Annotated in this window: 12 protein-coding genes; 7 read left to right on the top strand and 5 right to left on the bottom strand. The window is 52.0% G+C overall.

Annotation, left to right across the window (positions count from 1 at the left end; all coding sequences use genetic code 11):
* The first annotated feature begins 289 nt into the window (after window positions 1-289).
* Window positions 290-1,618 carry a DUF1444 family protein gene (locus SH451x_RS12610; protein WP_479362812.1) on the top strand — a complete coding sequence of 443 codons (1,329 nt, stop codon included), beginning with the start codon at window positions 290-292 and terminating at the stop codon, window positions 1,616-1,618.
* Between the two features lie 300 nt (window positions 1,619-1,918).
* Here the strand turns inward: SH451x_RS12610 and SH451x_RS12615 are convergent, their stop codons facing one another.
* The 4 genes from SH451x_RS12615 to SH451x_RS12630 form a co-directional block, all read right to left on the bottom strand.
* A complete protein-coding gene (locus SH451x_RS12615) occupies window positions 1,919-2,959 on the bottom strand; it encodes a TSUP family transporter (RefSeq protein WP_479362813.1) in 1,041 nt (346 codons plus the stop codon).
* 61 nt (window positions 2,960-3,020) lie between these two features.
* A complete protein-coding gene (locus tag SH451x_RS12620; protein ID WP_479362814.1) occupies window positions 3,021-3,509 on the bottom strand; it encodes a MarR family winged helix-turn-helix transcriptional regulator in 489 nt (162 codons plus the stop codon).
* A 429-nt stretch (window positions 3,510-3,938) separates the two neighbouring features.
* Window positions 3,939-5,270, bottom strand: a complete 1,332-nt coding sequence (locus SH451x_RS12625; RefSeq protein ID WP_479362815.1) for an OprO/OprP family phosphate-selective porin — start codon at window positions 5,268-5,270, stop codon at window positions 3,939-3,941.
* A 300-nt stretch (window positions 5,271-5,570) separates the two neighbouring features.
* The gene (locus SH451x_RS12630) at window positions 5,571-5,759 is read right to left on the bottom strand and encodes a hypothetical protein (protein WP_479362816.1); all 189 of its coding nucleotides are present in this window, start codon (window positions 5,757-5,759) and stop codon (window positions 5,571-5,573) included.
* 154 nt (window positions 5,760-5,913) lie between these two features.
* Here SH451x_RS12630 and SH451x_RS12635 point away from each other — a divergent pair, with 154 nt between their 5' ends.
* Entirely contained in the window at window positions 5,914-6,888 is a 975-nt protein-coding gene (locus SH451x_RS12635; protein WP_479362817.1) for a phosphatase PAP2 family protein, read from the top strand.
* 350 nt (window positions 6,889-7,238) lie between these two features.
* Here the strand turns inward: SH451x_RS12635 and SH451x_RS12640 are convergent, their stop codons facing one another.
* Window positions 7,239-8,846, bottom strand: a complete 1,608-nt coding sequence (locus tag SH451x_RS12640; protein ID WP_479362907.1) for a sigma-54-dependent Fis family transcriptional regulator — start codon at window positions 8,844-8,846, stop codon at window positions 7,239-7,241.
* A 219-nt stretch (window positions 8,847-9,065) separates the two neighbouring features.
* On the opposite strand from SH451x_RS12640, the gene SH451x_RS12645 reads away from it, so the two are divergent.
* From SH451x_RS12645 to SH451x_RS12665, 5 genes are all read left to right on the top strand, one after another.
* The gene (locus SH451x_RS12645; protein ID WP_479362818.1) at window positions 9,066-9,650 is read left to right on the top strand and encodes a carboxymuconolactone decarboxylase family protein; all 585 of its coding nucleotides are present in this window, start codon (window positions 9,066-9,068) and stop codon (window positions 9,648-9,650) included.
* 49 nt (window positions 9,651-9,699) lie between these two features.
* Window positions 9,700-10,095 carry a YHS domain-containing (seleno)protein gene (locus tag SH451x_RS12650; RefSeq protein ID WP_479362819.1) on the top strand — a complete coding sequence of 132 codons (396 nt, stop codon included), beginning with the start codon at window positions 9,700-9,702 and terminating at the stop codon, window positions 10,093-10,095.
* A 56-nt stretch (window positions 10,096-10,151) separates the two neighbouring features.
* The gene (locus SH451x_RS12655) at window positions 10,152-10,622 is read left to right on the top strand and encodes a nuclear transport factor 2 family protein (protein ID WP_479362820.1); all 471 of its coding nucleotides are present in this window, start codon (window positions 10,152-10,154) and stop codon (window positions 10,620-10,622) included.
* Window positions 10,623-10,665: 43 nt separating this feature from the next.
* Window positions 10,666-11,658, top strand: a complete 993-nt coding sequence (locus tag SH451x_RS12660) for an alpha/beta fold hydrolase (protein WP_479362821.1) — start codon at window positions 10,666-10,668, stop codon at window positions 11,656-11,658.
* An 88-nt stretch (window positions 11,659-11,746) separates the two neighbouring features.
* Complete coding sequence (locus SH451x_RS12665; protein ID WP_479362822.1) at window positions 11,747-12,355, top strand: pyridoxamine 5'-phosphate oxidase family protein; 609 nt, start codon at window positions 11,747-11,749, stop codon at window positions 12,353-12,355.
* Window positions 12,356-12,422 lie beyond the last annotated feature (67 nt).

Raw genomic sequence — 12,422 nt, forward strand, 5'->3', positions numbered from 1 at the left:
GCGCTGCGCGACCCCGGGCTTTGTTGTTAAACCCCTTCGGGGTTGATGCGCCGGTTGCGTGCGAACTCCAATGGGGTTCAACGTTTGCGAACCCCAACGGGGTTCAATATCAAAGCCCAGGGTCGCGCAGCGCACCCTGGGAATCGGGGCAACCATTACGCGCGAACCCCAACGGGGTTCAACATTGCTTGCTGCCTTGCCAAAGTAATGAGGTAATGTATTGACTTTCGGTGTGAGGGCGTTTACCGATAAAATGCGTCTATACACGCGACTCCCTTGGAATGCACTTATGAACAAGAAGCAAGATCGAATCAAATCGCTGAAGAAGGCCCGAAAGGCTTTGGACAGAAGACGCAAACACAACTCCACGGACGCTGCACCGATCTACATAACCTACTTCCATCCTGACAATCTGCTCGTCATCGACTACCCCGCGCATTGGAAGATTGAAAAGTCAGATGACGGCTCGGTCGAGTTCTCGGCAACGGAGACAGACGAACGGGCCGGAATCATGCTCTTTCGCGTCCCCGTGCCTATTGACGCCGAACAGATTGAAAAGTCTGGTCGCTTCAAACAAATTGCCACTGCAATGTTTGCCAAGGTCAACTCGAACAACGTTCGTAGCGACCCAACAATCATCTACAACAACTACGCAGCCGATCGACCAGAGGAGGATCAAGCGGGACAGCGTTGGTTCGTATCGGCCGCCGATTTAATACTCGGCATTTCTACAAACTGCACGATCGAAAAAAAGGAAGCCTACACCCCGCATTTCGAACGCATGCTATCGTCACTACGAATCAACCGCGACGATGAGGTGATCGCCAGTCGAATCCTCACTCGCGTACTCCATGCGATCACCGCCGCGTTGCCTGACGCTAAGGTGCAGAATGATGGACTGACCATAAAGACAGACAAATTCGAGGTCTCGATCGAAAATCTTCTGGCTCAAGTCAAGCGCAATCCGATTCGATTCGACGAGATCGTGGATCAGTTTATTCGGGGCACGCTTGGCCTATCTCGCCACCAGGAAACCCTCGGGCGAGAGTCGTGGGACGAAGTATGCAGCCGTATCCAACCGATGCTCAAAACAGACAAGTATATTCAAGAAGCCAATGAGCGCACGACTCGCAAAGGACATGACTCAGACAGTTCTTCGTTTTTAGTCAGTCTTCCGTGGCTCGCTGATTTGAGAATTTGCTTTGCTCTCGACGACAAAGAGACATTCCGTTTCATCAACAGCTATGACATCCAGCGCTGGAATGTTTCCCTTGAGACAATTGCGCAGGTTGCCATAGAGAACTTAGAAGCACTCCCCGAGCCAAAGTTATTGGTCATGCATTTTCAGGAGAACGAACCCGCAGTCGGAGGCTTGCAACCTTCCGCAGGTGCAGTCTCGAGCTACCTGCTTCATCCAAAGCTGCACAAAATTGCCAGCAGCCAAATGGAAGGTGAAATTGTCGCTGCGGTCCCATCTCGCGATGCACTGATTCTGTTCGAGTATCGTGGTCAGCGCGCATCGCTACTGAACGCGGTTTCTCACGACTTTTCAACGACTAATCACCCAGTTTCCGACCGTCTCTTCAGAGTCACTCCCGACGGCATCGCGCTGCTGTAGCGAGGATTTCCGCGTCCACGTTGCCCAAGGTAAAAACGGAAATCAGTTCACTGTGGCAATGTCCCAGCGTCTCGCGCCCATATTTTGGCTGAAGCGTGTGTTTCCCGAGGGGCGTGGCGAAGTGAATGCCGAATGCGATGGTGCAACGTACCATCTGCCGTGGATTGGCAGCGTGATTTGTCAACACACAAAAATAACGGATTGTGGAGTTGAGCTCAAACAAACCACTTCCTGGTTTGCTGGTAGTGTATTGCTCGTGCGCACAAATTCGACAAGCAACGAAGCGAAGAAGATTGGTGCTTAGACGGCAATCTCTTCCTGATCGGTTTGTGGCAGATTGGCAAGCGGTTGTTCTGCCGGACCGCTCGGCTGTGGCGAAGCCTCAGGCGTCGTGGCAGACAACCTCGCAAAGGACCGAAGAAAGAGAAACAGCAGGACGGCCATGAAGAGCAGCGATGCGATGAGCTTCTCGACCGATGGGCGATTTATGTTGAAGTAAGCCAACTGAGCGATGTTTAACACCACGATCCCCTTGATCATCCACTCAACGTTGATCTTACTCAGAACGTAAGCGCCGAACGGAGCCATGAAGAGCACGACGGGGTAGGCGCAAATCCAAGTTTTATACTGGTCCGCCTGCAAACCGGCTTCGAAAAAGTGTCGGTACCCGAAACCGAAAACGCTTGTTCCTGCCATCAGCATGATGCAGATACGCGTTGCATTCTTTTCCGACATTCGGAATCGCGTAACGAGCAAAGAGTAGAGAAGAATATCTGCACCGGTGCCAAAGAGACTTGCGCACAGACCACCGAGCAACAGAATCAACCCGATGAAAAACGCATCCCAGTTGGACTCGAGACAGAGTGACTGCTTGGTGCCGCGGTGATCGCCCCACGCATATGAAAAAGCAAACGCTGTGATCATGCTTAAAAAGAGCGATTGAATCAGATAGACGGGTATCGACTGAAGTGTCACCATGCCAAGCACGAAACCTGCACACACAACTGGGAGCATCCATAACAGAGGTCGGAAAACTCGCCGATCTGTTCCTGGTTGCGTCAAGATGAATATCGACGCGCTGGTCATTCCGACGCTTTGAATCATCAGACTAAAGTCACGAGCGAGAACACGGTCGATGTTAAAGAAGACGCTGAGCACGGGAAAAGCGACGGCTCCGCCGCCCTCAGGCGTCAGTCCAGCTACGAAAGCACCGAGCACCATAACCAGCGGATAGTGCCAGTACTCTTGAAGGAAGCCAACGCTGCAGTAAGTGTGAAAGAGCCAAGCCCAGACACAAAATGCCGCGATGAACCAGGTGGTGAATATCTTACTTCGAAACATCAGAAGATTTTTGGGTTCAAGCCTTAGTTTCACACGAACGAATCTGCAAAGCCGCTGGAAATTACTCAAGCCAGTTACATGACAAGTCTTCGTGTGGCTGCCGCGCGATTCGAAGTAATCGAACTAGCTGCGTCTGTTGATTTGGAGAGAGGTGCCCTAACTGGTGTTGATGCATAGCAACGATCTCGGTCGCCATCGTTTCTAAAAGTGTTAGGCCAGCCTGTGTAATTACCGCTTCAACAGCTCTTCGATTTTCCTTCCCCCTAGCCCGATTAATGAGTTTCATTGACTCGAGGCGATCGAGCATTCGAGTCATGTCAGGGCCGCGGGATATCATCCGCTGGCCGAGTTGCATCGTCTGCATGCCATTTGGATAGGCGGCCTTGAGAACTCTCAGTGCGTTGTACTGCTGTGGGGTCACTCCAAAATTCGACAGGCAGGTATCCTCGATCGCTTTGAATAAGTCATACGTTCTCCACAAGTGAAGAAAAACTCGTTGTTCGCTCGAGTCGAAGCCGATCGACTTCTCGACTGCCTGTAAATCTGTCATCGTCTTGGTTTCGAATTGAATGGCCACGCGAAAATTGAGGGAGCGAAGTCCTACCTGCCCAGGAAGTTTTCGCAATATGCTAGCCGCCCTGGTTTGTTTGAACAAGTGTTGTTCAAACAGGACGATGCCGTAGGAGCTGCACAAGATTTAAGTCTGCTGCCAAGCCGCGAGTCCAATTTGTGGACGATTGGCTTTCCAAATACTACTCAAGCCAACTGCTCAATGCGGGCAGTCGTTTGCTGGGGGCACACAGAAACCCAGATTGTCGGTCTGTTCGGGCTGCTCAGACCTGACTTCGCACGAGTAACAGGGGCGTCTTGATAAAACTCTGATACTTTACGGTTCGCTTTTGATGCGCGCTTAATGAGAGACGCGACTTGTGGGATCGACGAACTAATGCGTACACCTTTGAAAATCCTGTGCACGCAATCAGAAGTCCAATTGAACTCGCATTCCCCAAGCATCCGTTTCCGATGCAATCAACTGATTCCCAACGATGCTTCCATTGCGGATCGGCCTCGACTCTGCCCAAGAATGAATGTAGTTGAAGACGCACTTGCAATTCGGATTCGCATACCAGTTCAGCCCTAACGTCATGTTTTGCATGTCGCCGCCTTGGATTTGCTTGTCGGTAAGGTTCAGGTAGGACCAACGCGCGGCAACTTCCCATGCTCCGAGGCCGCAGCCGTTTTTTGAAAGGCTATTGCAAGGAATGATTCGGTCAATTGCACCCGCCTTGCGATCATAGGGACGGTGCTCACCGGTCAAAAAGAAGCCAACCTGTGAGTATCCGCCCCAGAGGAAACCGTTGCCCACTGTGGATGTGTCAACCGCCGTTCCGATCGCTTCGCTTTGCCAAGACAGAGGCCCTCGAACCCACAGTGCCTCAGTTCCAAAACTTTGAGTCAGGCTTGTACCATTCAGCACTCCAGTGTCAACAAAAAATGGCGTTCCATTGGCTACATCCGGAACAGCTTGACCACTGGTACCAATAGGTTCTCCCGCTGGCACAACAAACTCACCGACGTAGATTTCAGGGATACTGCGGAATCGAGCTCTTTCGTTGGGCGGCGCATTCAAAAAATAGCCAGCTCCGACGTGTAAGTAATCCTCGCCCATAGCGCCGTCGTACCAAAGAAGGTGAGTCAATCTACCTGCCAACCCATTTCCGCCGTCGGTACTTAACGATCCACCAAACTGGTCCTGTCCGGTTCGAAAGTAAGAAGCGGCCCAAGTCCAGTTTAGGTCATCTGAGTTATCGTAGAACCCAATCCCGAGGTGACGAAACGGAGTGAATGCCTGAAAAGTTCCTGCTCTTTCCATGAAAGTCGTGTAGCGAAAACTGCTTACAACCTCCAGGGAAAATGGTTGTTTCCACTGGCCAACCCGAACCGTTCCGAGCGGACCTGCGTCCTTAAAATCCACCCACAGATCTGTGAATGTAGGGCGTCCAAAGAAAGCAAAGTCCATTTGCATGAAGTAATCCATGCGATCGGTGACAGCCCCTTTTGCACCGAGCCGGGCGCGACGAAAATCACCGCCACTCTCAACGCGTCCATACGCTGCTCGACCGTCGTCGTCTTGATCGAATACGACACCATCAGCTTGGAATACCCCGTTGATTGTCACACTGGGCAATTTCGTCTTGGCCGCATCCTTTTGCTTGTTCGCATCTTCTAGAGTCTTAATCTTTTCGCGCAACTCAATAGACTGCGATTCCATAGCCTGCATGCGATCTAGCAGGTCAGTCTCTCCAATCACTTTGAGGTTTTCCTCGCTGCCCAGTGAGAAAGGCGGGGCAGTAGTTGGGACTACCTGCGCTTGAAGAGTTGATGATGTCAACAAGGTTGACAATGCAACAAAACCAACACAGACGACGCTTCGCAGATAAAACATGTTTGCTAGCAACCAGTCTGCATTTGCGTTCGTGCAGGCATTCCTGAGAAGTTCGATAGTTTTCTATCACAGCCTCAATGTTTGATCGTCTTTTACGGATGTATGGATTGAGCAAAACATTCGGGAAAACGGCGCGGGGTTGCCTATTTGGTAATGTCGCATCGTCTAGAGCCGTGTTTTTACCGGTATATCGTCTTCACCCGCAACATCTAAACTTTCCAAAGTTCGACTTGTACCACAGCCTGTCTCGTACCTATTGTCTTTTGTATTTGCGAGTCTAGCCGTTAACTCGCGAAGGTCGCGAGCACGCCCCGGCGAGTGAAAGTTCCACCCACGCATGAATCTGTCATTCATATCCAAGGCAGTCCTTTGGCGTACTATCAAGGGGGGATTCACTACTGGGTTGATAGCTAGCAGTCTTTTGATCACTTCGGGGTGCCAAGTTCCTCAGGTGACTTCGCATTCGATTGCCACTGCACCCACGTTACTTCGACAGGTCAAAAGGCCGATGGGCGAACCAAAAGTTGCCTTGATTTCAACTCCGCTGAGCTTAGTTAGTGATCCAGGTTCTCGCCGCTCTGACACTGCCGATGACTCCATTTCATCTGTTGTCGCGAACGAATCGAAGGTTCCCACCGTCGATGCGGCGCCTGCCATCGACGACTTGCATTCAGATCTTTTGGATTCAGACCGTTGGCAATTCGATCCACTTCCAGGTGCTCGAACGAAAACGAATGAGTTCAACGAGATATTTGAAACTGATCGACCTGCATCTCTGGTTGGCCGAATGTGGAACGATCAAAGGAACTTTTATTCTCCGGAATCCCTGACATTGCTCGGTGGTGGCCTAGTCATCGGGGGAGCGATGGCGAACTCGTCGATAGATGATGGTATCCATCGCCATTTTCAGAGCAGCGTGCGTGGCGCGACTTCGGACGATTGGTTCGAGTCTCTTCACGCCAGTAAGGAACTCGGTAACGGAATGTACACTCTGCCTGTGTTTGCATCGGCATGGGCTGCGGGCGAATTGTTTCCAGACAACGCACTTGTGGAAACGAGCGGCCGATGGGGGGAGCGATCGCTAAGAGGTTTCGTTGTCGGCGCGCCGCCTTTAATCATCATGCAACAGCTAACTGGAGGCTCACGACCGACGGAGACTGATGAAAGTTCAGAGTGGCATCCGTTTCGAGACAATAACGGTATCAGCGGTCACGCATTCATGGGTTCGTTACCTTTCATCACCGCAGCCAAGATGACTGATAACCGTGGTTATAAGATTCTCTTCTATGCAGGTTCAGCAGTCGCACCACTTTCGCGAGTTAACGATAACGCCCACTACCCGTCGCAAGTCGCATTGGGTTGGTGGATGGCATACTTGGCGGCGAGTGCGATCGACGCGACCGATAACCCTAACACTCAATGGCGGTTTTATCCCTATTCAACTGGGGACAGCTCGGGGATGAAGGCGGAATTTCGATACTGATTCGACTATGTGCGCCTATCGAATTGCCTAAATACCGTGGTCGGAGCCCATATGCCAGAAAACCATAGAGATGCAGACTCAGCCAAAGCACGTCAGTTGCCGCGTCCTGTTTGGATTCTGAGTTGGGTTTCATTCTTTGCGGGCATCTCTAGTCCTTGAACAAGCAAGCTTGGGTCAGATTTTGTTTGAGACACTCGAAAACCCTCGGCGTTTTACGCATGTATTCGTTAGGCGGTCCGGTCAATGTGCGTTTAATCTAAATGGAAATTCGGTCGGTGGCACTCGAACACAGACTGAAACGAAATTCAGAGCTCAACACTGACTCAAGGAAGTTCATTCTGCCTCATTGCCTAATCTCTGATGGCAATTCCTAGGCTTTTTATCCGTGACGACAGTGTGGTGGGTTTCATACCGAGCAGAGCTGCCGCGCCTTTGTCGCCATAGACCTTACCGTCGCATGCTTGCAACGCGCGACGAATGTTTGCCGCTTCGAAGGTTCGTAGCTGTGAGTCAGACAAGATCTCCTCGTTCGAAAGCGGTGTGGAACTAGTCGCTGTCGACTTGGCGGGCTCGCCAGAGTTAAGTTCAAAACGCAACTTGCCTTTCGGCGAAGTGATCAAGGCACGCTCAAGCACATGTTGTAGTTCTCGTATATTGCCTGGCCAATCGTATCGCAATAGTTCGGCTACATTGGCTTGCGTCAATCGCGGCGGCTGCTTTCCAAGACGCCGAGATAGAATTCCCAGCAGGTGCTCGGCGAGCAGCGAAATATCTTCTTTACGTTTTCGCAGCGGCGGCAATTCAATGGGAAATACGCTCAAGCGATAATACAAATCGCTTCTGAACTTACCAGCATCCGCTTCAGCTTTGAGATTGCGATTGGTGGCGGCGATGATGCGAACATTGACTTTGCGAGTTCGCTCTTCACCAACTCTTTCAAGTTCTCCCTCTTGCAAAACCCGCAACAGCTTGCTCTGTAGATCGAGTGGAATTTCGCCGACCTCATCAAGAAACAAAGTGCCACCATCGGCTAATTCGAAGCGGCCAACCCGATCTCGGAGGGCACCGGTAAAGCTACCTCTAGTGTGCCCGAAGAATTCGCTCTCATAGAGCTCGCGAGGAATCGCAGCGCAGTTGACCTTGATCAACGGTCTCGCGTGTCGCGATGAGCGAGCATGAATCTCGCGTGCAACCAACTCTTTACCTGTTCCACTTTCGCCTGTCACTAAGACGGTTGCGTCGGTCGGGGCAACGAGACTAATTTGCTGCGCTACCATTTGAAGCGGCGCGCTTTGTCCAATCATGTCACCGAAAGACTCGCCGCGCAACTCTTCTTGCAAGTAGTCGTTTTCGAGTTCCAGGCGTTTGCGCAGCGATTCTATCTCTTCCCACGCCTGGGCGTTGGCGATAGCGGAAGCGACGTGGTCGGCGATCATTCGCAACCAGCCGAGACACTGGTCACCAATCGTTGTGCGGCTGAAGACACCGAGCACTCCCAACACTTGGCCACGGTGAACCAACGGTTGTCCCGCAAAGCCACGAATACCCTCGTCTTTAGCCCATATAGGCTTTACCAGCCACTCAGGTTCACCGTCGAGGTTTTGGACTTCGAGCGGCTCGCCAGTCACGGCGATTCGTCCCACCTTACGAACGCCAAGCGGGAAGCGGCGAAACGATCCATCAATGCGATCGAGCGCGTTACCCGGGTCGACAATCGAAGTCCCAGAACTGGCCACCAGATGAAGGCAGTTCGTTCGGTCGGGGCACTCCGAACGCATCCGACACGTCTCGCAGCCAGCCCCCGGTCGGATTAACCAGATGCGAGCCAAGGCGACCACTTGTGAACTCGCCAGTTCCGCAACGACCAGCTTCAACACCTCATCCACACTTCGCTGCTGGGCCATCGCCAAGAGCAACGATTTAGGATCGGGAATTAACGGCAAATGTTGTTCGAGCATATCGATAGGTATACACGAGATTTCGTGCACTAACAACGGATTTTCGTTTTTCCACGAGATCTCGTGCACAGATCGCATTAGCATAAATTGACGCAAGTGGTTGCCAAGAAACGACTTATGTAGTCAGGATGTGTTTGGCATCGCAAGTGCGATTAGAAGAGGCATGATCAGCAGCTTTTGCTGATAAGTAGAAACCTTCGCATCTATCGGAGTCTAACCATGTCTCGAATCGAAACCGTAAACCCAACGCTAGCGACAGGCAAAGCTAAAGAACTGCTTGACGGCGTGAAGTCCAAGCTGGGAATGACACCCAACCTGATGCGCGTCATGGCCAACTCGCCAGCCGCGTTGGATGCGTACCTGAAGTTTAGTGGCAGCTTGGGCAGTGGCGATCTGCCAGCGAAGACTCGCGAGCAAATCGCGCTTGCGGTAGGCCAAGCCAACTCGTGTGACTACTGCCTCAGCGCTCACTCGACCATTGGCAAGATGGTGGGACTTACCGCGGAGCAGATTCTCGATAGCCGTCGCGGAACATCAGCAGAGCCAACGACAGACGCCGTGCTTCGCTTTGCGCGCCAACTCGTTGACAAACGCGGCTTGGTCAGCGACGCCGACGTATCGGCCGTTCGAAGTGCGGGCTGGAATGATGGTGCGATTGCAGAAATTGTCGCCAACGTTGCGCTCAACATTTTCACCAACTACTTCAATCACGTTGCGGAAACCGAGATCGACTTTCCTCGCGCCGAAGCAATCGTTGACGCACACGAAACCTGTGACGCTCACCAATCCTGTGCTGTGAACTAGATCTCAGAACCAATCCATCAAACAAATTGTTTTTCCAAAGGTAAGAATCATGACGAATCAAATCAAACAACTTCAAGTTGCAGTTAGCGGGTACGACGCAGTGGCTTACTTCGATGGTCAGGCGATTGCCGGTGATCCGGCGTTTAGTTCGATCCACGACGATGGCTTGTATCACTTCTCAAGTGAAGCCAACAAGCAGAAATTCGACGCAGACCCACAGCGTTACATTCCGCTCTACGGCGGCTACTGCGCGACCGCAGCCAGCGAAGGAAAGCTTTTTGGAGTCGACCCCACGAACTTCAAAATCACTGCTGACAATCGGCTTGCTCTGTTCTATCGCGGCGTCGGTGGTGACACGCTGCCGCAATGGAACGAGAACGAAGCGGAACGTCGCGCTGCGGCCGACAAACACTGGCGCGAAGGCAGCTTCGAAGCGCACGCCTAATCGCATCTGCAACTCGATCATCCTGATATCGAAAACATAGGCTAAGGAACCTCATCATGCCAACTCAAGCTGATCTTCGCCCACCCTTTACCCTCGAAACGGCGACGAAAAAAGTCCGCGCCGCCGAGGACGCTTGGAACTCACGCGATCCACATCGTGTTTCGCTGGCGTACTCGGAAGACTCGGTGTGGAGAAACCGCAGCGTGTTCATTACCGGTCGTGACCAAATACGAGAATTCTTGTCGGACAAGTGGAATCGTGAGTTGGACTATCGATTGGTGAAGTCGCTCTGGGCCTATTCCGACAATCGGATCGCTGTTCGATTTCAGTACGAGTGGCATGATGCATCGGGCAACTGGTTTCGTGCTTACGGCAACGAAAACTGGGAGTTCGATGACAACGGATTGATGCGTCGCCGAGAAGCGAGCATTAACGATGTTGCAATCACAGAAAGCGAACGCAAGTTCTTCTGGGATGCACCAGGACCTCGTCCTCTAGACCACGTCGGCATCGTCGACGTGAAGTAAGCGTAATATCTCTCTGCAAATCTAACTCGAAAAGTAAACGATCATGAAATTTAACATTCGGAAGAAGCTATTCGTCGCTGCATTAGCAGCGATTTCCTCCACCTTCGTTGCTAGCGGAACTTCGCTTGCGCAGACGCCCAGCGCGACTGCGAAGCATTCAGCGGCATCGACTGTGGCTTATAAGACTGTCGCTGTTGATGGTCTTGAAATCTTTTATCGCGAAGCTGGGCCGAAGGATGCGCCAAGCGTCTTGTTACTGCACGGGTTTCCCACCAGCTCACAAATGTTTCGCGATCTGATCCCCGCGCTTGCTGAAAAATACCACGTCATTGCGCCAGACTATCCAGGTTTTGGACATAGTGAGATGCCGCCACGCGACAAGTTCAACTATACCTTCGACAGCCTTGCCAAAGTCGTCGATCGCTTCACCGACGAGATTGGCCTGAAGAGCTTCGCGATATACGTTCAAGATTATGGTGCACCCGTTGGTTATCGGATCGCAGCGGCACATCCTGAGCGCGTGACAGCGATCGTGGTCCAAAATGGAAACGCGTACGACGAGGGTTTGGACAATGACTTCTGGAAGTCGATCAAAGCTTACTGGAATGCACCCAAAGATGCTTCTAAGCGAGAAGCCCTTCGAGGCCTATTGACGTACGATGCGACCAAGTGGCAGTACACACACGGGGTCAAGAATGTGGAGAGGATTAGTCCCGATGGTCCGGCGCACGATCAGTTCTTGCTCGATCGAGAGGGCAATCAGGAGATTCAACTCGATTTGTTCCTCAGCTACGGCAGCAACCCTGCGTTGTATCCAAAATGGCAAGAGTACTTCCGCAAACATCAGCCGCCGATGCTTATCGTTTGGGGTGAGCACGACCAGATCTTTCCGCCTGCCGGAGCTGAACCTTACAAACGCGATGTCAAAAACCTTGAGTTCCATCTACTAGACGCCGGACACTTCGCATTGGAATCCAATAGTGCCGAGATTGCCGGACTGATGAACTCATTCTTAGGCAAGACGCTTGCTAAGTGATCGTTACAGTCTTGCACTCGCTCGGTAGATACGAGCGAGTGCTCTTGCAATGACCCTTCATGTAGCAATTCATCCTTGGACAATGACCATGCCAACTTCATCCAGCGATATCGCATTCACTCCGGCTGTCAAAGCCATTCAGGCACAGAAGGGATCGCGTGCAAGCTACGCCCGGATGGAGTCGCATGGAGGTTCGCAAACGAAGGTTTCGCCCGACCTAGCGGGGTTTCTCGCGGGATTGGACATGTTCTATCTCGGCACAGTGAATGGAGAGGGGCAGCCCTACATCCAATACCGGGGCGGACCTCCTGGATTTCTCAAAGTCATCGACGATCAAACGCTTGGCTTCGCCGATTTCGGAGGCAACCGGCAGTACATCACACTTGGCAACTTATCAGAGAACCCCAAAGCCTTCATCTTCTTGATGGATTACGTGAACCGCCAACGAATCAAGATCTGGGGCCGCGCTGAAGTCATCGAGAATAGCGCCGAACTCAACGAGCGTCTTCGCGACCCCGACTATGTCGGCATGGTTGAGCGTTCCATTCTGTTCCATGTAAAAGCCTGGGACGCAAATTGTCCTCAACATATTCACGTACGCTATCCCCACAGCCAAATCGCCCCGATCATTGAAGGGCTGCAAAACCGCGTCGCTGAGTTGGAAGCGAAACTTGCACGATATGAATGCGATCGGTGATAGACTTTGCCATACCTTTTCAGCTCAACGACTGATTGATCTCCATCTTTGTTCTCTTCTGCGCCTC

The organism is Njordella aestuarii, assembly GCF_056494165.1.

Coding starts and splice junctions, on each gene's coding strand:
- SH451x_RS12610 (WP_479362812.1), top strand. CDS start 290: ATGAACAAGAAGCAAGATCGAATCAAATCGCTGAAGAAGGCCCGAAAG.
- SH451x_RS12615 (WP_479362813.1), bottom strand. CDS start 2,959: ATGTTTCGAAGTAAGATATTCACCACCTGGTTCATCGCGGCATTTTGT.
- SH451x_RS12620 (WP_479362814.1), bottom strand. CDS start 3,509: ATGACAGATTTACAGGCAGTCGAGAAGTCGATCGGCTTCGACTCGAGC.
- SH451x_RS12630 (WP_479362816.1), bottom strand. CDS start 5,759: ATGAATGACAGATTCATGCGTGGGTGGAACTTTCACTCGCCGGGGCGT.
- SH451x_RS12635 (WP_479362817.1), top strand. CDS start 5,914: ATGGGCGAACCAAAAGTTGCCTTGATTTCAACTCCGCTGAGCTTAGTT.
- SH451x_RS12640 (WP_479362907.1), bottom strand. CDS start 8,846: ATGCTCGAACAACATTTGCCGTTAATTCCCGATCCTAAATCGTTGCTC.
- SH451x_RS12645 (WP_479362818.1), top strand. CDS start 9,066: ATGTCTCGAATCGAAACCGTAAACCCAACGCTAGCGACAGGCAAAGCT.
- SH451x_RS12650 (WP_479362819.1), top strand. CDS start 9,700: ATGACGAATCAAATCAAACAACTTCAAGTTGCAGTTAGCGGGTACGAC.
- SH451x_RS12655 (WP_479362820.1), top strand. CDS start 10,152: ATGCCAACTCAAGCTGATCTTCGCCCACCCTTTACCCTCGAAACGGCG.
- SH451x_RS12660 (WP_479362821.1), top strand. CDS start 10,666: ATGAAATTTAACATTCGGAAGAAGCTATTCGTCGCTGCATTAGCAGCG.
- SH451x_RS12665 (WP_479362822.1), top strand. CDS start 11,747: ATGCCAACTTCATCCAGCGATATCGCATTCACTCCGGCTGTCAAAGCC.